The organism is Flavobacterium muglaense (genome assembly GCF_014305155.1).
Lineage (GTDB): Bacteria > Bacteroidota > Bacteroidia > Flavobacteriales > Flavobacteriaceae > Flavobacterium > Flavobacterium muglaense.
The window spans coordinates 126,169-148,922 of the sequence record NZ_JACRUK010000002.1; the positions used below are offsets into that span (position 1 = coordinate 126,169).

Consider the following 22,754-nt stretch of genomic DNA (forward strand, 5'->3'; position numbering starts at 1 on the left):
AAATCATCATCAGCAAACGACGACCATTTAATTGGTTTATACATACTTTTTTCTGAATTTGTCCATTATGGATTGATGGTCAATTCCTTGTTCAGCGTCCAATTCTGTTATAGCTATTAATAAACCATTTTGTTGTGCTTGGGACAATGAATTCCATTCTTCAATATCAGTTTCTTTATTCAAAAAATTAAAAAGTAAGCCATAAACTTGTTCCAATTTGGATTTGTCAAGTGTATCGATTTCTCGAAATAGTTTTAGTTTTATTTCAGCTGTACTCATGATCTTGTTTTTATCAAAATTACAAAAAAAATCACGTAACAACAACTCATCCCTAAAATTCAACAGTTCAGTAATAATAAGTTTTTAGACCCGTATATCTAGCCTACTTTTGAAATAGAAATAAACAAAGTTTTAATCATCAATAAAAAAACAATCAATCCTTAAACAATAAAATAGTAATCTTAAAAATTAGAAATCATGACAAAATTAATCACCGCATTCGCATTATTTATTATTACGTTAGTATCGGCACAAGGGCAACAAGCTGCAACGCCTGTAGCAGGAGGACAATTTGAACAAGGAATGGGAAAAGCCTTCGGACTATGGAAAGCGGGTAAAAACACAGAAGCTTCAGATTTATTCGAAAGAATCGCTGCCGCCGAACCTAGTAAATGGTTACCCAATTATTACGTAGCTTTGGTAAATACAACAACAGCTTTTCAAACGAAAGACAAAGAGCAAATCACGCTTTTGCTTGCCAAAGCACAAAATGCACTGGACGTAGAAATGGGAAAAGATCAAAATAATGCCGAATTGTACGTGATGCAAGCCATGATCAATACCGCTTGGATTGTGTATGACCCAATGACAAACGGACAAAAATTATCAGGACCTACGATGGGATTGTATGCAAAAGCGGAAGCAATTGCGCCCAATAATCCAAGAGTGGTGTTCTCAAAAGCCGAATTTGAAATTGGTGGAGCAAAGTTTTGGGGACAAGACACTAAACCAATGTGTACGCAAATTGATAAAGCCATCGCACTTTTTGCTACTTTTAAACCAGAAACAGCTTTCGCTCCAAGTTGGGGATTAGATAGAGCAATCGAAGCTCAAAAGAATTGTAAATAAGTAAGTAATGAAACTAAGTAGATTATTAAAAGAGTTGCCAAGGGCACTTATCATATCCTTCGTGATTTTTCTCGTCTTGACAATCATTCCAGTTTTAAACGGCGGAATCATAACATTCAATAACAGTTTAAAAGTTAGTTTCTTGTACATCATGCTTTATGGCTTGAGTTTGTATTATGCAAATGCCATTTTGTATATGTTCTTGGATACTTTTTTTGAAAAAGGAAAATATAGTTTTAAAAGAACCTTAGTTGGGTTTTCAAGTTCATTGGTACTTACGTTAATTGTGATTTTCCTACTGCGCATTTTTGAAGATGTTATTATCGAAGGGCGCACTTTTACTGAATTTATAAATTATGAGTCGCCTTCTAATTATGTAGTAGCGCTGGTTGTTTCGTTTTTTGTTTTACTAGGTATTCACGGCTTGTATTTTTACAAATCATATAATGAAAACAAAGTTAAGGAACAGAAGATTATTGCAGGAACGGCTTCGGCTAAATTTGAAAGCTTAAAAAACCAAATCGATCCTCATTTTCTTTTTAATAGCTTAAATGTACTAAGTTCTTTAATCGAAGAAAATCCCGAAAATGCACAACGATTCACTACTTCATTGTCGAAGATTTACCGCTATGTGCTAGAGCAAAAAGATAAAGATTTAGTTTCAGTAGAGGAGGAGTTGGCTTTCGCCAAAACGTACATGAATCTCTTGAAAATGCGATTTGAAAACAGCTTGTTTTATGAATTGCCTAATAATATCAGTAATCCCGAAGCTAGAGTGGTGCCGCTATCCTTGCAACTACTGCTGGAGAATACGGTGAAGCACAATGTGGTTAGTGAAAAACGTCCTTTGCACATTAGGATTTATATGAAAGACGGTTATTTGACAGTCGAAAATGATTTTCAAAAGAAAGAAGTTTTACAAAGTAGACAAGGTGTGGGATTGCAAAACATCATCAATCGCTACGGACTGGTTACTAAAAGAAAAGTACTTATTGAGCAAACCGAAAAAATATTTGCAGTCAAACTGCCAGTGTTAACAAAACAAATAGCAACTATGGAAATATCAGCAGATTATGGCGAGAAAAACGCCTATTATAGAGCAAAGAAAAGAGTAGAGGAACTAAAAGGTTTTTATGGAAACTTAATATCTTATTGTTGCGTGATTCCCATTATTGTTTTTATTAATTTAAAATTTTCACCGCAATTTCATTGGTTTTGGTTCTCTGCTGGAGGTTGGGGTTTTGGAGTAATTATGCACGCTTTTAAAGTGTTTGGGATTAGTCCCAATTGGGAAGAAAGAAAAATTCAAGAGATTTTAAATAAATCAGATACCAATAAAACCTGGAAATAATGATAGAAATAAATCAGAATAGCTATGAAGAAAATCAGGTTTTTGAAATAGCACGCAAAAAGGTTCAGAAATTAAAATCGTTTTACATTCATTTTTTTATCTATGCAATTGGTTTAACCTTTTTTATATTGAAAGAATATTTTGAAATAAGTTTTAATATTTTCCCACTCAATCAGCTTAACTTTTTTGTTATGGCCATTTGGACCACAGCTTTTTTGATCACTTTAGTTGATACGGTTGTTAGTTTTGCTGTTTTTGGAAAAAAATGGGAAGATCGAAAATTAGAAAGTATTATGAATGCCAATAATAAAACGCAAAAATGGAAATAGTCATGGAAAATAGATATGAGAATGACGATCGCTATTACAAAGCTAGAAAGCGCGTCGATGAAATAAAAGGTTTTTATGGAAATTTGATAAGTTATGTTGCAGTGAACTTAGGCCTTTTGGTACTTAATTTAGTGACATCTCCAGAGTATTTATGGTTTTTTTGGCCTCTACTAGGTTGGGGTTTAGGCGTGTTGATTCATGGAATGAAAGTCTTTAATTTTATGCCATTTCTAGGTAAGGATTGGGAACAACAAAAGATCAAGGAATTCATGGAAAAGGAAAAGGAAAACGAGCAAAAAAGAAATTGGCAATAATCTAAACATAAAAAAATGGGACGATATAGTAGAAATAAGTACGATAGTTACGGTCTAGATGAAAACAATCCAGATGCACGCTACAATTTGGCATACAAAAGAATGAAGCGAATTAAAGGCTTCTATGTTCATTTATTAATTTATGTATTAGTAAACGGTTATAGTTTGGCTTCGGTTTTTAATAACAGCATTTTTGGCGACGCCGTATTCTGGAAATGGAATACTTGGAGCACGGTTTTCTTTTGGGGAATCGGATTAACGGCACACGGATTATCTGTTTTTGGTCGTGATTTGTTTTTTGGAGCAGATTGGGAAGAAAAGAAAATTAAAGAGTTTATGGATAAGGGTAAAAATGAGAAATGGGAATAAATAAAGTTTAAAATGTAACTACACTATTCTATTCACCTGCAACGATTAACTACATGACCACAATAATAATTGAAGACGAAAAACCAGCAGCAAGATTGTTGCAACGCAAACTTGATAAGTTAAATATTGAAGTAGCTGTGCTATTGCATTCTGTTGAGGAAGCCATAGACTGGTTTACTGAAAATGAGCATCCAGATTTGATTTTTTTAGACATACAATTATCAGATGGTTTGTCATTTGAAATATTCGAAAAAATCGAAATTAAAAGCGCTATCATTTTTACTACTGCTTATGATGAATATGCATTGCGTGCCTTCAAACTTAATAGTATTGATTACCTATTAAAACCCATTGACGAAGATGATCTAGCAACTGCAGTGACTAAGTTTCAAGGAAGATTGCCTAAGAAAGAGAAACTTCAGATTGACTTTGACGAAATCAAAAAAATGCTTTCTAACCCTTTCGATAAAAACTATAAAAAAAGATTTACGGTCAAAATTGGTCAGCATTTAAAAGTATTTGCTACAGATGAAATTGAATGTTTTTTTAGTGAAAATAAAGGAACTTATATGCATACCTATGACAATAGAGATTATTTGATCGAATCTACTTTGGAGCAATTAGAACAAGAATTAGACCCTGCTGATTTTTATAGAGTCAGTCGAAAGTTTATTATTCCCTTGAAAGCCATAAAAGAAATCGTGCTTTATAGTAATTCTAGATTGAAAATTATTTTGCCATCGTATGCTAATGATGCTGTTATTGTCAGTAGAGAAAAGGTATCCGACTTTAAAAACTGGATTGAGTAAAGATCAAAGGCTTTCTAGTATTACAGTCTCATAAAGTCTCATTGTAAAGTATAATGGTGCTGAGGTTTAGTTTTTAAACTTGTATCTCCGGATCACGATCATTACGAAGATAAAAACAGAATAAAATATAAAAAACGGTGCAATGTATTCGACACCCTCAAAAGCTAACATAAGTGCTATTATGAGCAATTGAAAACCTAAGCCATAAAGCGAAACGAACGTCATAAACCAGTTGGGAAATGTTTTTACTTTGTATGCATTAGGGTCTAGTGTGTGAATTATTTTGTCAAAACCACCGTAAACTATAGTGTAGATATTGAATAAAATAGTGACTGATTTTTGGCTTTCGCCAGCCAACGCTTTGGGTGTTTTATATTCGAATACTTTACTAGTGGTGTCTCCACCAACGGATTTGTTTCTGAGAATCACATAATAGTAGTTGTACAAAGTTCCTTGTAATTGGATGCAAAAAAAGGCGAGAAGTATCACCCAGAATGCCGTAAACGATACTTGCCAAATTGCAACCAAAAAAAAGAAGTTCAAGAAAATATCAAAGACACTGTCAAGATACCTCCCAGTATAGGAAGGTTTGTTTTTAAGACGAGCCAGTTCACCATCTGCTGCGTCAATGATCGATTTTAAGATAATGAAAGCGCCTGCCAAATAATAGTGATGGTGTAGAATAAAATACACAGCAATAAGCCCAGATAGACCAAATACTAACGTAACGTGAATGGGTGTGAAACGAGTGTTTTGCAAACGTTTTGCAATAAAATTTCCAGGTTTTCGTCCGTAATCGGATAAATCAAAGAACTTGTCCTGTGGGCTAAGTTTAGACATTTTTGTTTATGTTCAACAAAGAAATGCGACAATATAGTCAAAGCGTAAAAAGGTTGCTAAAATTATTATTTAGACAATCGGTGTAAGGTGAATGTCATTGCTGATAGTAGAAAAAAGGCATTAATTTGATGCGTTAATCCCAACCACAATGGTACACTATATAACAAGGTGAATACACCTAAGGCAAATTGTACAAATACTAGAATAAGTAATAAGTTGATTCCTGTAACTTGTCCTTTATTTAATTTGAATTTTCTACTACTATAATACAAGAATAAGAGGAACGCTACAACAACATAAGCAAGAGTTCTATGTACAAACTGTACGCCGCTCTTTCCTTCTGTAAAACTCAATAATAGATTTTTTTGCTCTAGGAATACGCTGTCATGAATAAACTGTCCGTCACTCATTAAAGGCCAGTGGTTGTGAATCAACCCTGCGTTTAACCCTGCTACAAAACCTCCATAGATTATTTGCAAAAGCAAAAAAACCAAAGCAAAACGAGCTATTTTTTGCAAATGTTTAATCGAAGGATTGCGCTCTGGATAAAGTAGGTCTAGCGCTACCCAAAAGGTGTAAGCAAAGGTGATGAAAGCAAAAGTAAGGTGTAATGCTAGTCTAAAATGACTTACATCTGGATTATCAATCAATCCACTTCGTACCATGAACCAGCCTAGAAAACCTTGAAAAGCACCCATACCTAATAGCACAATGCATTTGTTGATAGTAGCTTTGTCTAGTTTCTTTTTGAATAAAAAATAAAAAAACGGGATCAAGAACACAAGACCAATTATTCGACCAATAAAGCGGTGAAACCACTCCCAGAAGTAAATAAACTTATAATCAGATAATTGAAAATCATTGTGAATATTGATTTTTTGGTATTCAGGAAACTTTTTATATTGATCAAAAGCTTCTTGCCACTTGGCATCTGTCAATGGCGGGAAGGTATCAGTAACTAAATGCCAGTCGGTCATGGATAGACCAGAATTTGTTAATCTTGTGATTCCACCCACAGTAACCATTAGAAATAATAAAACACAACCTGATAGCAACCAAATTATAACTGATTTATTCTCTTTTTTCATTTTTAAAAGTAATTATCTTGATACGAAAAATTAGGTGTTTAATAGTGCAAAGATACCCTATAATCAGGGAAATGTTAATTCAACATTAGTTAATCTTTAAACCCATTTTCTCGGCTCTTTTTAACATAAAGTCATAAGCTGCTTGATATTCATTGGTGATTTCGCCTTCTAAAATAGCTTCTTTGATAGCTTCTTTTAGCATTCCAATTTCCTTGGATGGTTTAAGGTTAAAAATCTCCATAATTTCCTCCCCTGTTATAGGTGGTTGAAAATTACGTACCTGATCACGTTCTTCTACTTCAACAATTTTATTTCTGACGATTATAAAATTATTGTGGTATTTCTTGAACTTGTTGGGGTTTTTGGTGGTGATATCAGCCTCGCAAAGCGTCATTAAATCTTCTACGTCTTCTCCAGCATCAAATACTAAACGACGAACAGCCGAGTCCGTAACGGTATCTTGTGAGAGTACAATCGGTCTGGAACTCATCATGACCATTTTTTGTACAAACTTCATTTTTTGATTCAAAGGCATATGCAAACGCTCAAATATTTTTTTGACCATTTTTCCACCTAGAAACTCATGTCCGTGAAAAGTCCAACCTTGTTTTTTATTGAAACGTTTGGTAGGTGCTTTTCCTATATCATGCAATAAAGCAGCCCAGCGCAACCAAACATCATCAGTATTTGGACAAATGTTGTCTACTACTTCGAGCGTGTGATAAAAATTATTTTTATGAGTTTGCCCTTCAATTTCTTCAACATTGTTTAACGCAGTTAATTCTGGTAAAAGAATATCTAACAGTCCAGTTTTGTATAAAAGTAAAAAGCCCGTTGAAGGTTTCGGTGTCGAAAGTATTTTGTTTAATTCATCTACAATGCGTTCGCCAGAAATAATCTTAATTCGTTCTGCGTTTTTTGTGATGGATTGCAATGAGTTTTCTTCGATTTCAAAATCCAATTGATTTGCAAAACGAATCGCACGCATCATTCGCAATGGATCGTCAGAGTAGGTGATGTCTGGATCAAGTGGTGTTTTTAAAATTTTGTTTTCGATGTCTTTTAGTCCTTCAAAAGGATCTAGTAAGTCTCCGTAATTAGCCGAATTCAAGGAAATAGCTAACGCATTTATCGTGAAGTCACGACGGTCTTGATCGTCTTGTAAAGTTCCGTTTTCAACAACAGGATTCCTGCTTTCAAATTGATAGGATTCTTTTCGAGCTCCTACAAATTCGATTTCGGTATCTTCAAAACGCAACATAGCGGTACCGTAGTTTTTAAAAACTTGTACTTTGGGTTTGTTGGGAATCAGTTGCGAAACTTTTAAGGCCAGCTCGATTCCGCTTCCTACTGCAACAATATCGATGTCTTTTTTGAAATCTCTCCCTAAAATTAAATCTCTAACAAATCCGCCAATCACATAACTGTCTACGTTCAGTTCTTGTGAAGCTTGAGAGATAATGGAGAATATTTTATTTTGTAATGCTTCTTTGTAATTCATAAGTTTCTACCGCAAATTCGCAAATTATTTTTTTGAATTTATAATACGTTTGTATTCTAAGGATATTAAGTTAAAATTAGCAAGTATTGCTAATTTATAATTGGATACTTTTAAATAGTTCAGACACTGATTTAAATGACTATTGTTAAAACAATCTACTGTTTTTATTTCGAGTATGATTTTGTCATAAACAACAAAATCAGCATAAAATTTATGTTTAAGTGTTGTGTTTTTGTAATTAACAGCAAATTCTTTTTCTCTTTCATATGGAATATTTTGTTCTTGAAATTCATACTCAATAGCGTCTTTATAAACAATTTCGGAGAACCCTTTTCCTAAGTTTTTATGAACTTCAAATAGGATGCCAACAATTTTATAATTCTCTTCTTTGAAAATGTATTCTTCCATAAAATTGTATGAAATAATTTGCGAATTTGCGGTTAATAATTATTTACGAATCACTTTTACTTGGGAATCATTCGTTAATTTTATTATCGTTGATGGTTTTCCAGCAATTTTATCGCGCTGCAAATTTACAACATAGTCTACACCTTTAATAATCTCGGGGCTAATTTCTTTGAAACTTTTTGGAGTAGGTTGCCCGGATATATTTGCTGATGTAGACACTAAAGGTTTCTTCATGCGTTCTAGTAATTTGAAGCAAAATGGCTCTTTTACAATTCGGATTCCCAAAGTTTTATCGGGCGCAATTAAATTGGGAGCTACGTTTCTAGGGCTGTCTAGTACTAATGTGGTAGGGTTTTCGGATAGATCCATAATTTGCCACGCCACCTCTGGAATGTCTTTGAAAACATTATACATCATCTTCTCCCCATTCATTAAAACAATCATGCTTTGCGTTTCGGCACGTTGCTTCAGTTTATATATTTTGGCAACAGCCTCAGGATTTGTAGCGTCACAGCCTATTCCCCAAACGGTGTCTGTAGGATAGAGGATAATTCCACCTTCTTTGATGATTTCAAATGCCTTGATTACTTCGTCGTTTAAATCCATTTTTACAGTATAATTTTTGACAAAGATAATACAATCTTAAAATATATACTTTTAGTTATATTTGCATAAAAATAAATAAATAAAAAATGCAGTTTCTACTATTCTTATTGGTTTATCCCCTTTTACTTTCTATCTCTATTTTGCCTTTTAGAATTCTATATTTGTTGTCTGATTTGGTCTATTTTATTGTTTACCACATTTTTGGATACCGTAAAAAAGTAGTGCGTGAAAATTTAGCTTTGGCTTTACCACATTTATCAGATGCAGAGCGTTTGTCAATCGAACGAAAATCATATAAGTATTTGTGCGATATGTTTTTAGAAATGATCAAAACATTGACAATTTCGAAATCTGAAATGGCTAAACGATTTGTTTTTACTAATCTAGATGAATATCTAAAATTAGAAAAAGAAGGGAAAAGCATCGCCTTATTGTGCGCGCATTATGCAAGTTATGAATGGGCAGTTTCTATGAATAGTAAAATCACAGTAAAAGGATATGGTATCTATAAAAAGATCAATAACAAATATTTTGACAAGTTGGTTCGAAAAATTCGCTCAAAATTTGAAGCCGATTTAATTCCTATCAATAAAACTGCCGAAATTATCGCTCACAACCACGCCAATGGGATTCAGTCTTTATATGGTTTTGTTAGTGATCAATCACCTCAATTGCGCACTTTTAATTATTGGCATACTTTTATGGGAATTGAAGTTCCTGTATATGTAGGAGCAGAGATGCTTTCGAAAAAATACGATATGAATGTTATTTTTTTAAAAGTCAATAAAGTGAAAAGAGGTTTTTATAAAGCGGATCTAGAAGTGCTTTCGACTAATGTTAAGGATGTTCCAGATTTTCAAATTATGGACATTTTCTTGGATAAAGTAGAAGAACTTATTTTGCAGGCGCCAGAGTTTTATTTGTGGACTCACAAACGCTGGAAGCACAGAGGTAAAAAGCCTACTGCATAAAGCGTGTTGTTTAGATTTTGATCAAATGATTGAATTTTATTTTGTACCAAAATTTAAACATACCTTCTTCCCCTTTAATATCAATACGTTGTATTTCATATTTGTTTTTGAACGGGAATTTATTAGACCTGTTGCCTATTCGTAGTCCGAAGTGGATGTTGTTTTGGTTTAAAATCGCTTTAAAATTTTCTTTTTCAACTCCTTTTCTAGGTGAATTTCCATAAGGGTAAGCTAGTGCGGGATATACTTTTAAATTATTTTCAGCTATAGTTTGTGCACATGAATCAAAATCGTGCTGAATTTCATCATTTGATAGTTGTGTGTAATATTTGTGTTCATACGAATGAAAACCAAATTCTACGATTTTAGGATCTATATCTAGAAGTTGGGAGTAAGACATTATTTTTTCGGTACCGTAGTTCCATAAATCGCTTTTGTCAATATAAGCGAATGCAATAAAAAAGGTAGCTTTCAAATTGTATTTTTTCAAAAGTGGTAAAACATAAAGATATTGACTTTCGGTTACGTCGTCAAAAGTAATTATTATAGATTTATAGGGGATTGATTTTCTATTTTCTAATTCACAAAAATGAAAACACTTGTAATTATTTTGGTGTAAATATCTAAAATGTTTTTCTAATTTTTTGTCAGAAATAGTAAGTTTAAAACTTTTATTTTCGTCAGTAGTAACATTGTGATACATTAATATTGGAAGACGTGCCATGATGTTTTTTTTTAGTATACAGTAAAAGAATTGTGTTTTAAATCGAAAATACATGTAATTAATATCGATTTTAATTGTACAATTCTTTTAGATAATAATATTTTAATGCTGACCCTTGAGCGACTAATGACGACCATAAATAGCCTTGATAGCCATTCATAAAATTTCTATGTAAAATATATTCTCTAAAAAAAGTAAAGGGTAATGTAATATAAAGTTTTATCCAAGTGCATTTTTTATTGTTTTTGTAGTACTCTTCAGCTTTTAGTCGTGAATAAAAGTCCATTTTGTAAATTGCATCTTTTAGTTCACTAACTGTATAATGAAGTATAGCCCCTTTTACTTTACTTATGTTTCCTTGTACGGTAATACTTTCATGTACAATGTTTGAGTTAACATTTCCCTTTTTTTTATTAAAAAGGCGTAATGTCCATGATTTGCTTTCTTTACCTTTAAACTGTTTGTTTAGAAAAATGTGCTTGATATTGATTAAAAAACCGTCGTTGTTTTCAAAATCATCGTTAGTTAGTTTTAAAATATTTGAAATTAATTCATCATTTAGAACTTCATCAGAATCTACCGAAATAACCCAATTGTTTTTGCATTTTGAGATTAACAGTTTTTTTTGTGGACCGAAACCTTCGAACTTATTCTCAAAAATTAATGAAGTATATTTTTTGCATATAGTAATTGTTTCGTCAGTACTAAATGAATCTAAAATAATGATTTCATCACACCAATAAAGCTTTTTTAATACATTTTCTATATTTTTTTCACTATTAAAAGTTAGTATAGCAGCTGATATTTTAGTTGTTTTCATTTTATAAATTTGTTGTAATAAATTTTTTATGTCTAGAATACGATTATGTTTCGTTGGAATTAATGATTTTTTGTAAGCTGTCGAGATGCGATATTGGAACGCATATTGATTAGCTAACTTATCGTGTTCAGGATAGTTGTTATTCTACTCTTAAGACGATTAATATAGTTTTTTTTGAGTTATAAATTTAAAGTTTTTTCGCTTAAGTATTTTAGAGTTAAATGCCGTAGTTTACTTAAATTTTGCTTGATCCAACTTTAAAAGTAATTGAGTTGAATAGTTGGTGCTACGATTTTAATTTTATAAATATTTATCTAAACCATTTTGACAACTCGCTAATTTTTGACTAAGTGTCCTTTCTAAAATTAAATCATTGGTTGTGAGCATTTTTTTGTTATTCTCTTTATGATAAATATGTAGTGTGTTAGCGTTGAACTTTATGTTTTTTCGTTTTACGTTTGCATTTAAAAGTCTAACTACAAGTTCGGTGTCTTCTCGTCCCCAACCTATAAAATCTTCGTTAAAACCGTTTACTTTAATTAAATCTTTCTTAAAACAAGCCATATTACAAGATCGTACTTGTCGGTGGCTCTTAGTTAGGTGACTAAATATCTTGGATAAAACGTTGCTGTTTATTATGTTTTTTCTATTGGCTAATATGTGATTGGATTGTATTGAAAAATCAATACTTTTCTTTTCTAATAGTTTTTTAGAATAATCTTCTTTTATTAAAACTCTAGGACCTATGTTAAAATGATTTGATTTACAGTGTTTTATGTGGTTTTCTATAAATTCGGGATGAAGAATTAAATCTCCATCAATCATAATAATATAATCCCCGCTAGATTTTACAATTGCCTTGTTTCTTGAAGCAGCAGCTCTAAAGCCAATATCTTCTTGCCATGAGTGAATAATAGGTATTTTTAATTTCACTTTCCATTTCTCAATTAAATTTTTGGTTTCTTTTGTAGAGCCATCATCTGCAATAATTATTTCAGTGGGTTTTATGCTTTGATTTTCAATACTTCGTAAAGTAATATCCAATGCTTCTGGCCAGTTATAAGTTGTGATCAACAAAGTTGTTTTCATATTTATTTTTGTTTTGGATGTAAAAAGAGTATAATTCCTCTATCCAATATTTGTATATAATTTATTTACTGCTAAAGCAATATTTTTATCATTAAATTTTTGCACAAATTCATAACTTCTTGATGTAATTTCGTTTCGTAGATTTTGATCGTTCAGTAATCGTTCCATGGCCTCTTTCATTTGCTCCACGTTTGTAGGTGCTACATATAAAGTATGAGGACCTCCAGCTTCGGGGAAAACACCATTATTTGTAGTAATAACGGGCGTTTTGCAGTATAATGCTTCGATTATAGGAATGCCAAAACCTTCGTATAGGGATGGATAGACAAAAATAGTAGCAAGTTGATACAACATGGCAAGTTCATTTATATCTAGACCTTGCAAGAATTTGACTTTGTGTTGGATGTTATTTGCTCGAATATAGTTTTTTACTTCCGTGGTATAAGCTGTTTCTTTTCCCACAATTACGAGGCAGCTGTCAATGTCTTTTATTGCTTTGACTGCTAATAAAACATTTTTTCTGGTTTCAATGGTGCCTACATTTAAAATAAATTCTTCTGGCAGATCGTATTTTTTGATAACGTCTGCTTTTTTCTCTTTCGAAAAAGTAGTTTTAAAAGCCGCATGACAACCTTGATAAATCACTTTTATTTTTGAAGGATCTATTTTCAAAAACTCAACAATATCATTTTTGGTTTGCTCGCTTATAGCAATTACTAAATCCGCTTCTTGCGCCGCTTTTTTGAATTTATAAAAATGTATTTTTCGATCAAAAAAGGAATATAAATGCGGATATTTTACAAATATTAAATCATGAATAGTTACAATGCTTTTAATATTATGTGCTGCTAAACCACGAGGTATTTCTCCAGACAGTCCGTGGAAAATCGTGATTTGATCATTTACCAAGTCTTTTACAACTCCTTTTTGTCTCCATAAATTATAAAATTTAGTGTAAAACGGAGTAGTAGGTTTTTTTTCAAATACATTAGAATTGTTAGGTAAAAATAGATTTTGCTTCGCGGTTTTTGGATTATATAAGTAGTATTTGTTTTCTGGATAATATTGACTTAACAAGCGAACTAAGTCGCGACTATAATTACCAAGGCCAGTAGTGTTGTGAAAAACTCGTTTTGCTTCAAAGCCAATATTCATTTTTTTTTTTTGAACAAATATAAACTTTATTTCCTTAGAACTAAATTTTACTAACGAGCCGTTTTTTTATTATTTTATTTTACATTTGTTTAAAAAATATAAAATGTCAGTAAATAAAAAAGTTACTTTTATAATGACAAGTTGTAATAGATTCGACTTGTTGGAACAAACTCTTAATAGTTTTTTAAAATATAATACTAGTTTTATTGATAAATATATTTTTATAGAAGATACGGAAAAAATCGGAAAACTTGAAAAGATTATTAAAAATATACCAGAAGTATATGAAAAAGCAATTTTACTTAACAATGATCCAAAATTAGGACAAATAAAAAGTATTGATAAAGCATATAGTTTTGTAGAAACAGAATATATATTTCATTGTGAAGAAGATTGGGAGTTTTACAAAAAAGGATTTATTGAAGATTCTATTAAGTTACTAGAAGAAGATTCGATGATCATAAATGTTTGGTTAAGAGAATTAGACGATACCAATAAACATCCTGTATTGGATAAAGAATTTATTTCGTTAAGTGGTTTGAAATTTCGGGAGTTAAAGACACACCATTTAGGTATTTGGCATGGTTTTACTTTTAACCCTACTGTAAAAAGACTCTCTGATTATAAGAAAATAGGAATGTATCAAAATGTTGGACATGAACATGATATTGGACAGTTTTTTTTTGATTTAGGTCACAAAGCAGTTATTTTTTCTGAGGGTTATCTTAAGCATTCAGGATGGCATAGAGGAGTTTTTGATGTAGATAAAAAAAGATCAAAATTTCAAATGGAATTAGATACTTGGTTTAAAAAGAAAAAGGCAAGTCTTTATAAGGTACTTGGTATTTACGGTAAGAAATACAAATAAAAAAGGCAGTTTCACAATATGTGAAACTGCCTTTTTTTATTCAAAGTCCTCTTTATTCAAAGTTTTATATATTTTTTTAAAAAATTATTTACAACCTGATTTTATATTAAACCGCTACGTCATATTCACGTAGTGCATTATTTAAAGATGTTTTTAAATCAGTTGAAGGTTTACGCGTACCGATAATTAATGCACAAGGAACCTGAAATTCACCAGCAGCAAATTTCTTAGTATAACTTCCAGGAATCACTACTGAACGGGCAGGCACAAAACCTTTCATTTCAATAGGAGTGTCTCCAGTCACGTCAATGATTTTTGTAGAGGCAGTCAAGCATACATTAGCGCCAAGAACTGCTTCTTTTCCTACATGGACTCCTTCAACTACAATACAACGAGAACCTATAAAAGCACCGTCTTCAATAATTACAGGAGCAGCTTGCAAAGGCTCTAGAACTCCACCAATACCTACACCACCACTTAAATGCACATTTTTACCTATTTGAGCACAACTACCTACAGTAGCCCAAGTGTCAACCATTGTTCCTTCGTCTACATAAGCACCTATGTTTACATAACTTGGCATCATGATTACTCCGCTTGAGATAAATGAACCATATCGAGCCGATGCTCCTGGAACCACACGAACTCCTTTGGCAGCATAATCTCTTTTTAATAGCATTTTGTCATTGTATTCAAAAATACCTGCTTCCCAAGTTTCCATTTTTTGAATAGGGAAGTACATTACTACCGCTTTCTTTACCCATTCGTTTACTTGCCATCCGTCGCCTACTGGTTCAGCAACACGTAATTTTCCTGCGTCTAATAATTCGATAACTTCTCTGATAGCATCAGTTGTAGTTGCTTCTTGTAACAAAGCACGGTTTTCCCAAGCTTGCTCTATAATTGTCTGTAATGAATTCATTTTTTATAAAATTTTTGACAAAGATATGGTTTTTAAGCAAAAGCTAAAAGTGTAATTTTTTTCAAAATGTTAGTTTTTTGTTTGATTTCTTTGGGCGTGACCCTACTAAGCCCGATTGTGATCGGGCTTAGTAGGGCCAGGCTGTACGTTCCCGCTTTTTTCATCAATTGCCTCGGGCTAACACCCTTAGCAATTGATAAAAAAGAGCTCCACTGCCATCCTTCACGCGGTCTCGTGTACAAACGCAATCTAGATTTTAAATTCGTTTTAAAAATCATCTAGAAGCAGACAAGATCTTCGGTTTGATGGAGAAATGAATACAAAAAACAACTTATCTTGAAATGTTTTATCTTTGTGTTTTAAAATCAAGATTATGGAAACCATTAGATTAGAATTTCAGCCCAATATCAAAGCCAAAATTTTAGAATTATTGAGTTCATTCTCTTCGGATGAGTTGAAAATAGTTCAAGAAAATCCTGAATTCGAACAAACTAAGAATATGCTTCAATCCAGAATTGATAAAATTAATAATGGAACAGCTGTGTATTCAACTTTTGACGAATTGGATGTTTTACTAGAAGAAACAATTTCTAAGTATGAAGATTAAATTAACTATTGAATTTAATTATGATTTAGATGAAATAGTTCATTTTATTGCCAAAGACAAACCTCTTGCGGCCAGAAAGTTTAAAATTGAATTAGTAAAAAAACTTAAAAAAGATTTACAGAGCCCGTTTTTGTTTAAAAAATCAATCTATTTTGATGACAAGAATATTAGAGACTATACTTTTAAAGGGTATACTGTAGTCTGTAAAGTAGATGTAAAAAATGAAATTGTAACCACTGTTGCGGTTTTAAAATATAAAGACTCCTTATAAAATGCCAAGAATACTTTCCATAGATTACGGTCAAAAACGCACCGGTATTGCCGTTACAGACGAAATGCAAATCATTGCCTCGGGATTAACTACCATTCCTAGCGCTACTGCTATTGCATTCCTCAAAGATTATTTTGCCAAAGAAAAAGTAGAAGCGGTTTTAATAGGTGAACCCAAACAAATGAATGGACAACCATCCGAAAGTGCTTCGATTATCAAAGGTTTTGTAACTCACTTTAGCAATCATTTTCCAGATATGAAGGTGATTCGAATGGATGAACGTTTTACTTCTAAAATGGCTTTTCAAACCATGATTGATAGTGGATTGAGTAAAAAACAACGTCAAAATAAAGGGCTGATCGATGAGATTTCGGCAACTATAATGCTACAAGATTATTTGAGCCAAAAAAGATTTTAAATCTATAGTTTAACGCTATATTTGGGCTAAAACGTTTTCGTTTTTTCTAACTTTTCTATTGTTATTTATTATATTTTTTTTAATTATATAAAGTATCTTTGCATTTTAAAATTTTGATATGCTTGACACAAAAACCATTCGTTCAAATACCGAAGTAGTACTTATAGGAGCTGGAATAATGAGCGCCACGCTGGGCTTAATTCTAAAAGAACTACAACCTGATATAAAAATTCAAATTTTTGAGAGATTAGACATCGCTGCTGCCGAAAGTTCTGACGCATGGAATAATGCAGGAACTGGGCATTCTGCTTTTTGTGAGTTAAATTATACTCCAGAAGCTGAGGATGGTTCTATTGATCCCAAAAAAGCCATAAGTATAGCCGAATCATTCGAAGTTTCAAGACAGTTTTGGACGTACTTAGTAGAGCAAAATAAATTGCCTTCTCCTGAAAAGTTCATTAAAAGCATTCCGCACATGAGTTTTGTGTGGGGAGAGAAAAACGTAGAATACCTTAAAAAACGTTTTGAAACACTACAAGCCAATCAACTATTTAAAGACATGGTTTTTAGTACAGATTTTGCGCAATTGAAGGAATGGATGCCATTAGTAATGGATGGTAGAGATGCTTCTGAGAAAGTGGCAGCTACTGCAATGGCTATTGGAACCGATGTGAATTTTGGTGAGCTTACTAGAAATATTTTTACCTATTTATCAAAATTAGAGGGTGTTACTATTCACTACAATCATGAAGTTAGAAAAATTAAACGCCATGATGATGCGAAGTGGAGATTAAAAATTACCGACTTAGCCTCTGGTCAAAAAATGAAGGTGTATACTAAGTTTTTATTCATAGGTGCTGGTGGTGGTTCTTTACCATTATTAGAAAAAGCCGATGTTCCAGAAGGAGAAGGTTATGGTGGTTTTCCAGTAAGCGGACAATGGTTAAAATGTATTAATCCTGAGGTAATTGCTAAGCATAAAGTGAAAGTCTATGGTAAGGCTAGTGTAGGTACACCACCTATGTCAGTACCTCATATTGATTCTAGGATGATTAATGGTGAAAAGCAGTTGCTTTTTGGGCCATTTGCAGGATTCTCCACTCGTTTTTTGAAAAACGGTTCGTATTCTGATTTGCCTTTATCAATTACTACCGATAATATTTTTCCAATGATTTCGGCTGGATTAAAAAACATTCCTTTGACTAAATATTTAATTGAGCAAGTACGTCAATCTCCAGAAGATAGAATGAATGCTTTGCGCGAATATGTTCCGGGTGCCGAATCGAAAGACTGGGTTATTGAAAGAGCTGGGCAAAGAGTTCAAGTTATTAAAAGAGATAAAAAAGAAGGTGGAATTCTAGAGTTTGGTACCGAGGTGATTGCTACTGAGGATGGAAGTTTATCTGTTCTACTAGGTGCTTCTCCTGGTGCATCGACTGCAGTTTCTATCATGGTAGATCTTGTAGGTAGATGTTTTAAAGATCAATTTGCTAGCAAAGAATGGCAAGACAAACTGAAAGTGATGATTCCTTCACACGGACAAAAATTGAATGAAAACCCAGAACTTTCAGATCAAATAAGAAAACATACAGCCGAAGTTTTAAAATTAAATCAATAGTATTTAGTAAAACATTGCGTTCGACTTATATAAAAAAAAATGAATCCTTTATCGGGATTCATTTTTTGTTTGTATCAGTACCTTGGTGGTTTTTACAATGTTTTCAGATAGGTTGGTCAGCCATATTAATTGTTCAATAACGAGTTGAGCTTCTTGCATTTTCTGTTGAAAAGCTTCGTCGTTAATAGGCTTTCCTTGAATTAATTCTTTTTCTCTTATTTTTTTTAATTCGGTAAAGCGGGTATTGAACTCCTCGTTAATCAGTTCTTCATTGGGGTCTAATGGTTTGTCGCTGTGAAGTAGTAAGATCGAGAAATCTAAGTTTTTAATCACTTGGTTGACCACTACGTTAAATGCTTGGGATGCTTCGGTTGTTTTATGTGATTGGATGTAGGTTCCTAATGAAGCTTCTGACGAAAGTAGGGCATGATTCAAAACCGTGAGTTTGTACACTTGTGCTAATTTGTTTTGCTTTGATTTGGGTTCCTGCAACATCCTTTGAAAAGAAGCCATTAGATTTCCTATTTCGATAAAAGCTTGTTTTCTAGCCAGACGATAGGAGGTAGGGACTGTTCCTTTTTTATTGTAAAAATGAGATATTTCTTGGATGTAATTTCTGTTGGCTTGAATTGCTTTTTCTATTCGAGAAGGAACATTTAAAAATTCCCAAGAAGGCCATAAAAAATAATTGGCAAGGATTGATAGTGTAGCACCTACCAGTGTGTCTAATATTCGATACTGAATAACATCTTCAATATTAGGAGTTAAAATCCCATAAACAAATACAACGTAAACGGTCACAAATGTTGCTCCTATTTTGTAATTAGTGGGTGTGAATGAAAAACCAAAAAGCATGGCAATGATAGCTAAACCGCCTATGACGTTTTTATCATGCACCACAGACAGAATCCCAAAAGCAATCAATCCACCCAAAATGGTTCCAAAAATTCGTTGAAAGGTACGCTCTTTGGTCAAGCCGTATTCTTGACGCATAATCACAACGATGGTCAGTAAAATCCAATATACGTTCTGGAAAGGTAAAACTTGACCAATGATAAAACCGGCCACGATTGTAATGGTTAAACGAACGGCATGCCTGAAAACGGTTGATGAAAAACTTAGATTTTCTAGTAGCGTACGTATCGGGTAGTATAATGGTGTGATGAATTTTTCTAAATCTTTGTCTCTTTCTTTAAAATCATGTAGATCTACTGTAGAGGTATAAGCACGTTCTAGTGTTTTGATTTTTTCTACTTGTTTTTCGGCATAATGTAGCATGGTTGTGAGCATAAAAACGCCTTCGGTTGCAAGTGATTTTCCTGTTTTAATTTCGTACTCGGTTATGGCTAATTCAAAATCATGAAGATCGCTTAATAAGTTGTGGTTCGAATTGTATTTTGTTCGGCTTTGTATGCTTTTCGATAATTGCTTCAAACACTTGGCTAGATTATAGGCTAGGTTTTGATAGGTTTGCAAAACATTGGGATGATTGTCAAATTTTTGATGCAATTTATTATGATCAAAAGAGGTTGACATTGCCAATTCCATAATCTCTACTAGCGAAATAAATAAAATAAGCATTTTTCTATTTTGGTTCGAAGAACCTGAGTTGGTTCTATTGCGGATCAATATCTCCCTGATATTTTCATGAATAGTATTGAGTTGGACTTGTAGTAGTAATTGTTTTTTGGTAATTGCTTTTCGGTCTGATTTTAACTTCCATAAATCACCTCTTAGTTTTAGGTATTTTGCTGTAAGTTGGATACAATCGGCTATTTGTAATTCAACGTATCGATGTGGTCTTATATAGAAAAAAAGCAAAGAAACGACCAAGTAGAATAATCCACCGGCGAGTAATAAACCGGCATGAGTCAAGATATCCCAGCCTGTTTGGATGTGTGCAAATGTAAGTGATATGGAAAGCAATGCCGAAAAAGAAACCATGTTAGCGCGTTGTCCGTATACAGATAACATCGACAAGGTAAAAATTAATAATGCAAGGATGGGATAGAACAGCCAAGTAATGGGATGGACAATATTAATAATCAAGTTGACTCCGGAAACAATAAGTGCTGCAACTAGAATACCGTTTACTTTGTGTTTTAAATTGCTAGGAATATCACTGGGATAAGTAAAAAATGCGCCAAGTGCTATCGTAAACCCAACTGCATAATTGCCTAGATAGGTAAATAGTAATACGGGAAGTACTGCTGCAATGGTGATTTTTAGGGCATTGGCAAAATTAGTGCTGTCTGTAAAGTTTTTTATTGTGGAAATCATAAATGGTATTGCTTACTCACAAAGATAGGGATTGTATGATTTAAGAGACGTAGCTAAAAGGAGTATTTAACAGAATACTATAAAAAAACAGTATTTATCAAGTTGTAATTATTCATTGTCTAATTTTTTACTATTTTTGCAAACTGCATGGGAAGGATGAGATAGACGGAGATGCAGTTCATAATACTTAATAGAAAAAAGCAATGATTTTACCAATTGTAGGATATGGTCACCCAGTTTTGAGAAAGGTGGGGGAAAATATTACTGAAGAACACCCAGACTTGAAGCAAACTATTGCTGATATGTATGAAACGATGTATAACGCTTGCGGTGTAGGTCTTGCTGCTCCACAAATAGGAAAAGCAATTCGTTTGTTTTTAGTAGACACTACTCCTTTTAGCGATGACGAAGAATTAGAAGAATCAGCACAAAATGAATTAAAAGGTTTTAAAAGAACGTTTATTAATGCCAAAATTATCCTTGAAGAAGGAGAAATATGGTCCTTTAATGAAGGTTGTCTTAGTATACCAGATGTTCGTGAAGATGTTTACAGACATGAAAGAATTACGGTTGAATATTGTGAAGAGGATTTTGTAATGAAAACAGAAGTTTTTGAAGGTTTGATTGCTAGAGTTATTCAACACGAGTACGATCATATTGAAGGCGTTTTGTTTACAGATAAAATTTCGTCTCTAAAAAAGAGGTTGATTCAAAAGAAATTAAAAAATATTACGGAGGGGAAAACCTTCCAAGATTATAGAATGAGATTTGTTGCCAAAAAAGGAAGATAGTGCATTGCGACACTCTTATTTTGGTATGATCTTTGGTCTTAGATAAAAAAAAATAATACAAATTGAATTCTTAATACTAATTAAAAAAACATGAGTTTAGAAAAAATATTATCCATTTCAGGAAAACCGGGTTTATACGTTCTTAAAGTACAAACACGTACTGGTTTTGTAGCAGAATCATTAGCTGATGGAAAAAAAATCACTGTAAATTTAAAAAGTAATGTAAGCTTACTATCTGAAATTTCAGTTTACACTTATGAAGGCGAAAAACCTTTGGCAGAAATAATGAAAAGCATTGCTGCTAAAGGAAATAATGGTCCTGCCATCTCTCACAAAGAGGATAACGCAACATTAGCGGCTTATTTCAAAGAAGTTTTACCTGATTATGATGAAGAAAGAGTATATCCATCAGATATCAAGAAAATCTTGAATTGGTACAATACCATTCAAGCCAAAGGACTTATTGTTGATGAAGTTCCAGCAGAAGCAGTTGCTGCAGAAACAACAGAAGTTGAAAAATAAAAATAAGTGAAAGAGTACTAATTCTTAAACGATACAAAGAAATCCTGTAATCTACTTTTTTAGAATACAGGATTTCTTAATTTTACACAAAACCACTTGCAATGAATTCTAGACAAACACAACTTCAGGCTTTCGAGAGATTATTAGACATCATGGATGATTTGAGAGAAAAATGTCCATGGGATAAAAAACAAACCATGCAATCGTTACGCCATCTTACAATCGAAGAGACCTATGAATTAGGAGATGCGATTTTAGATAACGATCTCACCGAGATTAAAAAGGAGTTGGGTGATGTGTTGTTACACATTGTTTTTTATGCCAAAATAGGTAGCGAAACAAAAGATTTTGATATTGCGGATGTGTGTAACGAAATTTGTGATAAGTTAATTCACCGCCACCCTCATATTTATAGTGATACGGTGGTAAAAGATGAAGAAGAGGTAAAGCAAAACTGGGAAAAACTAAAGTTAAAAGAAGGAAGAAGTTCTGTTCTTGAAGGGGTTCCTAAAAGTTTACCCGCTTTAGTAAAAGCTAGCCGAATTCAAGATAAAGTAAAAGCAGTAGGATTTGATTGGGATGAGCCTCATCAAGTTTGGGAAAAAGTGCAAGAAGAATTGCAAGAACTCCAAGTTGAGGTTGCTGCTGCAGATCAAGATAAAATGGAAGCCGAGTTTGGAGATGTACTTTTCTCCATGATTAATTACGCCCGTTTCTTGAAAATTAATCCTGAGGATGCTTTAGAGCGCACCAATAAAAAATTCATTAAACGCTTTCAATATTTAGAAAGCAAAGCTGATGAACTTGGCAAACCCTTAATGGACATGACCCTTGCTGAAATGGATGTTTTTTGGGAAGAAGCGAAGCGGCTTCCTAAAAAATAGGAATTGGAAAATCGGTGATTTTCACATATTTCAAATTGGGAAGAAGCGAAGCGGCTTCCTAAAAAATAGGA

The 22,754-nt window shown here is 32.9% G+C and carries 27 protein-coding genes; 15 read left to right on the forward strand and 12 right to left on the reverse strand.

What is annotated here, in order from left to right:
• Positions 1 to 36 precede the first annotated feature (36 nt).
• On the reverse strand, positions 37 to 279 hold the full coding sequence (locus tag H8R24_RS01650) for a hypothetical protein (RefSeq protein WP_187016821.1): 243 nt from the start codon (positions 277 to 279) through the stop codon (positions 37 to 39).
• Between the two features lie 198 nt (positions 280 to 477).
• Here H8R24_RS01650 and H8R24_RS01655 point away from each other — a divergent pair, with 198 nt between their 5' ends.
• From H8R24_RS01655 to H8R24_RS01680, 6 genes are read left to right on the forward strand one after another with little or no spacing between them, the layout of a single operon-like run.
• Complete coding sequence (locus tag H8R24_RS01655) at positions 478 to 1,128, forward strand: hypothetical protein (protein WP_187016820.1); 651 nt, start codon at positions 478 to 480, stop codon at positions 1,126 to 1,128.
• A 7-nt stretch (positions 1,129 to 1,135) separates the two neighbouring features.
• Complete coding sequence (locus H8R24_RS01660) at positions 1,136 to 2,479, forward strand: histidine kinase (protein ID WP_187016819.1); 1,344 nt, start codon at positions 1,136 to 1,138, stop codon at positions 2,477 to 2,479.
• A complete protein-coding gene (locus H8R24_RS01665; protein WP_222617343.1) occupies positions 2,479 to 2,808 on the forward strand; it encodes a 2TM domain-containing protein in 330 nt (109 codons plus the stop codon). The genes H8R24_RS01660 and H8R24_RS01665 overlap by 1 nt, the downstream gene beginning before the upstream one ends.
• Complete coding sequence (locus H8R24_RS01670; protein WP_187016818.1) at positions 2,799 to 3,122, forward strand: 2TM domain-containing protein; 324 nt, start codon at positions 2,799 to 2,801, stop codon at positions 3,120 to 3,122. The genes H8R24_RS01665 and H8R24_RS01670 overlap by 10 nt, the downstream gene beginning before the upstream one ends.
• Positions 3,123 to 3,137: 15 nt before the next feature.
• Positions 3,138 to 3,491 (forward strand): 2TM domain-containing protein, encoded by a 354-nt coding sequence (locus H8R24_RS01675; protein ID WP_187016817.1) that lies wholly within the window; start codon positions 3,138 to 3,140, stop codon positions 3,489 to 3,491.
• 53 nt (positions 3,492 to 3,544) lie between these two features.
• On the forward strand, positions 3,545 to 4,300 hold the full coding sequence (locus H8R24_RS01680) for a LytR/AlgR family response regulator transcription factor (protein WP_187016816.1): 756 nt from the start codon (positions 3,545 to 3,547) through the stop codon (positions 4,298 to 4,300).
• Between the two features lie 66 nt (positions 4,301 to 4,366).
• Here H8R24_RS01680 and H8R24_RS01685 read toward each other — a convergent pair whose 3' ends face one another.
• From H8R24_RS01685 to H8R24_RS01705, 5 genes are all read right to left on the reverse strand, one after another.
• Positions 4,367 to 5,140 carry a CDP-alcohol phosphatidyltransferase family protein gene (locus H8R24_RS01685; protein WP_187016815.1) on the reverse strand — a complete coding sequence of 258 codons (774 nt, stop codon included), beginning with the start codon at positions 5,138 to 5,140 and terminating at the stop codon, positions 4,367 to 4,369.
• Between the two features lie 65 nt (positions 5,141 to 5,205).
• Entirely contained in the window at positions 5,206 to 6,228 is a 1,023-nt protein-coding gene (locus H8R24_RS01690; RefSeq protein WP_187016814.1) for a COX15/CtaA family protein, read from the reverse strand.
• A gap of 85 nt (positions 6,229 to 6,313) precedes the next feature.
• Positions 6,314 to 7,729, reverse strand: a complete 1,416-nt coding sequence (locus H8R24_RS01695) for a CCA tRNA nucleotidyltransferase (protein ID WP_187016813.1) — start codon at positions 7,727 to 7,729, stop codon at positions 6,314 to 6,316.
• 24 nt (positions 7,730 to 7,753) lie between these two features.
• The gene (locus H8R24_RS01700; RefSeq protein ID WP_187016812.1) at positions 7,754 to 8,137 is read right to left on the reverse strand and encodes a GxxExxY protein; all 384 of its coding nucleotides are present in this window, start codon (positions 8,135 to 8,137) and stop codon (positions 7,754 to 7,756) included.
• Positions 8,138 to 8,176: 39 nt separating this feature from the next.
• Positions 8,177 to 8,743 (reverse strand): L-threonylcarbamoyladenylate synthase, encoded by a 567-nt coding sequence (locus H8R24_RS01705; RefSeq protein WP_187016811.1) that lies wholly within the window; start codon positions 8,741 to 8,743, stop codon positions 8,177 to 8,179.
• 86 nt (positions 8,744 to 8,829) lie between these two features.
• Here H8R24_RS01705 and H8R24_RS01710 point away from each other — a divergent pair, with 86 nt between their 5' ends.
• Positions 8,830 to 9,714, forward strand: a complete 885-nt coding sequence (locus H8R24_RS01710) for a lysophospholipid acyltransferase family protein (protein WP_187016810.1) — start codon at positions 8,830 to 8,832, stop codon at positions 9,712 to 9,714.
• A gap of 10 nt (positions 9,715 to 9,724) precedes the next feature.
• On the opposite strand, the gene H8R24_RS01715 is transcribed toward H8R24_RS01710, so the two are convergent.
• From H8R24_RS01715 to H8R24_RS01730, 4 genes are all read right to left on the reverse strand, one after another.
• Complete coding sequence (locus H8R24_RS01715; protein ID WP_187016809.1) at positions 9,725 to 10,438, reverse strand: polysaccharide deacetylase family protein; 714 nt, start codon at positions 10,436 to 10,438, stop codon at positions 9,725 to 9,727.
• Between the two features lie 70 nt (positions 10,439 to 10,508).
• The gene (locus H8R24_RS01720) at positions 10,509 to 11,258 is read right to left on the reverse strand and encodes a glycosyltransferase family 2 protein (RefSeq protein WP_187016808.1); all 750 of its coding nucleotides are present in this window, start codon (positions 11,256 to 11,258) and stop codon (positions 10,509 to 10,511) included.
• A gap of 300 nt (positions 11,259 to 11,558) precedes the next feature.
• Positions 11,559 to 12,347, reverse strand: coding sequence for a glycosyltransferase family 2 protein (locus tag H8R24_RS01725; RefSeq protein ID WP_187016807.1), 789 nt, complete (start codon positions 12,345 to 12,347; stop codon positions 11,559 to 11,561).
• 39 nt (positions 12,348 to 12,386) lie between these two features.
• Complete coding sequence (locus H8R24_RS01730) at positions 12,387 to 13,502, reverse strand: glycosyltransferase family 4 protein (RefSeq protein ID WP_187016806.1); 1,116 nt, start codon at positions 13,500 to 13,502, stop codon at positions 12,387 to 12,389.
• Positions 13,503 to 13,605: 103 nt separating this feature from the next.
• Here H8R24_RS01730 and H8R24_RS01735 point away from each other — a divergent pair, with 103 nt between their 5' ends.
• Positions 13,606 to 14,370, forward strand: coding sequence for a glycosyltransferase (locus tag H8R24_RS01735; protein ID WP_187016805.1), 765 nt, complete (start codon positions 13,606 to 13,608; stop codon positions 14,368 to 14,370).
• A gap of 106 nt (positions 14,371 to 14,476) precedes the next feature.
• Here H8R24_RS01735 and H8R24_RS01740 read toward each other — a convergent pair whose 3' ends face one another.
• Complete coding sequence (locus tag H8R24_RS01740) at positions 14,477 to 15,292, reverse strand: 2,3,4,5-tetrahydropyridine-2,6-dicarboxylate N-succinyltransferase (RefSeq protein WP_187016804.1); 816 nt, start codon at positions 15,290 to 15,292, stop codon at positions 14,477 to 14,479.
• A gap of 373 nt (positions 15,293 to 15,665) precedes the next feature.
• Here H8R24_RS01740 and H8R24_RS01745 point away from each other — a divergent pair, with 373 nt between their 5' ends.
• The 4 genes from H8R24_RS01745 to H8R24_RS01760 all read left to right on the forward strand — a co-directional run bounded on the left by H8R24_RS01745 (position 15,666) and on the right by H8R24_RS01760 (position 18,206).
• On the forward strand, positions 15,666 to 15,899 hold the full coding sequence (locus tag H8R24_RS01745; RefSeq protein ID WP_187016803.1) for a hypothetical protein: 234 nt from the start codon (positions 15,666 to 15,668) through the stop codon (positions 15,897 to 15,899).
• A complete protein-coding gene (locus H8R24_RS01750; RefSeq protein ID WP_187016802.1) occupies positions 15,889 to 16,170 on the forward strand; it encodes a type II toxin-antitoxin system RelE/ParE family toxin in 282 nt (93 codons plus the stop codon). Before H8R24_RS01745 ends, H8R24_RS01750 begins: the two co-directional genes overlap by 11 nt.
• Position 16,171: 1 nt before the next feature.
• On the forward strand, positions 16,172 to 16,588 hold the full coding sequence (ruvX, locus tag H8R24_RS01755) for a Holliday junction resolvase RuvX (RefSeq protein ID WP_187016801.1): 417 nt from the start codon (positions 16,172 to 16,174) through the stop codon (positions 16,586 to 16,588).
• Positions 16,589 to 16,706: 118 nt separating this feature from the next.
• Complete coding sequence (locus tag H8R24_RS01760; RefSeq protein WP_187016800.1) at positions 16,707 to 18,206, forward strand: malate:quinone oxidoreductase; 1,500 nt, start codon at positions 16,707 to 16,709, stop codon at positions 18,204 to 18,206.
• 48 nt (positions 18,207 to 18,254) lie between these two features.
• Here H8R24_RS01760 and H8R24_RS01765 read toward each other — a convergent pair whose 3' ends face one another.
• Positions 18,255 to 20,486 carry an FUSC family protein gene (locus tag H8R24_RS01765; RefSeq protein WP_187016799.1) on the reverse strand — a complete coding sequence of 744 codons (2,232 nt, stop codon included), beginning with the start codon at positions 20,484 to 20,486 and terminating at the stop codon, positions 18,255 to 18,257.
• Positions 20,487 to 20,689: 203 nt separating this feature from the next.
• On the opposite strand from H8R24_RS01765, the gene def reads away from it, so the two are divergent.
• The 3 genes from def (at position 20,690) to mazG (ending at position 22,683) form a co-directional block, all read left to right on the forward strand.
• Positions 20,690 to 21,277: a peptide deformylase gene (gene def, locus H8R24_RS01770; RefSeq protein WP_187016798.1), complete on the forward strand. Its 588-nt coding sequence runs from the start codon at positions 20,690 to 20,692 to the stop codon at positions 21,275 to 21,277.
• Positions 21,278 to 21,367: 90 nt separating this feature from the next.
• Positions 21,368 to 21,799, forward strand: coding sequence for a DUF5606 family protein (locus tag H8R24_RS01775; RefSeq protein WP_187016797.1), 432 nt, complete (start codon positions 21,368 to 21,370; stop codon positions 21,797 to 21,799).
• Positions 21,800 to 21,900: 101 nt separating this feature from the next.
• On the forward strand, positions 21,901 to 22,683 hold the full coding sequence (gene mazG / locus H8R24_RS01780) for a nucleoside triphosphate pyrophosphohydrolase (RefSeq protein WP_187016796.1): 783 nt from the start codon (positions 21,901 to 21,903) through the stop codon (positions 22,681 to 22,683).
• Positions 22,684 to 22,754: the final 71 nt, after the last annotated feature.

Coding starts and splice junctions, on each gene's coding strand:
- mazG (WP_187016796.1), top strand. CDS start 21,901: ATGAATTCTAGACAAACACAACTTCAGGCTTTCGAGAGATTATTAGAC.
- H8R24_RS01710 (WP_187016810.1), top strand. CDS start 8,830: ATGCAGTTTCTACTATTCTTATTGGTTTATCCCCTTTTACTTTCTATC.
- H8R24_RS01675 (WP_187016817.1), top strand. CDS start 3,138: ATGGGACGATATAGTAGAAATAAGTACGATAGTTACGGTCTAGATGAA.
- H8R24_RS01740 (WP_187016804.1), bottom strand. CDS start 15,292: ATGAATTCATTACAGACAATTATAGAGCAAGCTTGGGAAAACCGTGCT.
- H8R24_RS01660 (WP_187016819.1), top strand. CDS start 1,136: ATGAAACTAAGTAGATTATTAAAAGAGTTGCCAAGGGCACTTATCATA.
- H8R24_RS01725 (WP_187016807.1), bottom strand. CDS start 12,347: ATGAAAACAACTTTGTTGATCACAACTTATAACTGGCCAGAAGCATTG.
- H8R24_RS01670 (WP_187016818.1), top strand. CDS start 2,799: ATGGAAATAGTCATGGAAAATAGATATGAGAATGACGATCGCTATTAC.
- H8R24_RS01695 (WP_187016813.1), bottom strand. CDS start 7,729: ATGAATTACAAAGAAGCATTACAAAATAAAATATTCTCCATTATCTCT.
- H8R24_RS01720 (WP_187016808.1), bottom strand. CDS start 11,258: ATGAAAACAACTAAAATATCAGCTGCTATACTAACTTTTAATAGTGAA.
- H8R24_RS01730 (WP_187016806.1), bottom strand. CDS start 13,502: ATGAATATTGGCTTTGAAGCAAAACGAGTTTTTCACAACACTACTGGC.
- H8R24_RS01650 (WP_187016821.1), bottom strand. CDS start 279: ATGAGTACAGCTGAAATAAAACTAAAACTATTTCGAGAAATCGATACA.
- H8R24_RS01715 (WP_187016809.1), bottom strand. CDS start 10,438: ATGGCACGTCTTCCAATATTAATGTATCACAATGTTACTACTGACGAA.
- H8R24_RS01745 (WP_187016803.1), top strand. CDS start 15,666: ATGGAAACCATTAGATTAGAATTTCAGCCCAATATCAAAGCCAAAATT.
- H8R24_RS01760 (WP_187016800.1), top strand. CDS start 16,707: ATGCTTGACACAAAAACCATTCGTTCAAATACCGAAGTAGTACTTATA.
- H8R24_RS01685 (WP_187016815.1), bottom strand. CDS start 5,140: ATGTCTAAACTTAGCCCACAGGACAAGTTCTTTGATTTATCCGATTAC.
- ruvX (WP_187016801.1), top strand. CDS start 16,172: ATGCCAAGAATACTTTCCATAGATTACGGTCAAAAACGCACCGGTATT.
- H8R24_RS01690 (WP_187016814.1), bottom strand. CDS start 6,228: ATGAAAAAAGAGAATAAATCAGTTATAATTTGGTTGCTATCAGGTTGT.
- H8R24_RS01700 (WP_187016812.1), bottom strand. CDS start 8,137: ATGGAAGAATACATTTTCAAAGAAGAGAATTATAAAATTGTTGGCATC.
- H8R24_RS01750 (WP_187016802.1), top strand. CDS start 15,889: ATGAAGATTAAATTAACTATTGAATTTAATTATGATTTAGATGAAATA.
- H8R24_RS01665 (WP_222617343.1), top strand. CDS start 2,479: ATGATAGAAATAAATCAGAATAGCTATGAAGAAAATCAGGTTTTTGAA.
- H8R24_RS01735 (WP_187016805.1), top strand. CDS start 13,606: ATGTCAGTAAATAAAAAAGTTACTTTTATAATGACAAGTTGTAATAGA.
- H8R24_RS01775 (WP_187016797.1), top strand. CDS start 21,368: ATGAGTTTAGAAAAAATATTATCCATTTCAGGAAAACCGGGTTTATAC.
- H8R24_RS01680 (WP_187016816.1), top strand. CDS start 3,545: ATGACCACAATAATAATTGAAGACGAAAAACCAGCAGCAAGATTGTTG.
- def (WP_187016798.1), top strand. CDS start 20,690: ATGATTTTACCAATTGTAGGATATGGTCACCCAGTTTTGAGAAAGGTG.
- H8R24_RS01765 (WP_187016799.1), bottom strand. CDS start 20,486: ATGATTTCCACAATAAAAAACTTTACAGACAGCACTAATTTTGCCAAT.
- H8R24_RS01705 (WP_187016811.1), bottom strand. CDS start 8,743: ATGGATTTAAACGACGAAGTAATCAAGGCATTTGAAATCATCAAAGAA.
- H8R24_RS01655 (WP_187016820.1), top strand. CDS start 478: ATGACAAAATTAATCACCGCATTCGCATTATTTATTATTACGTTAGTA.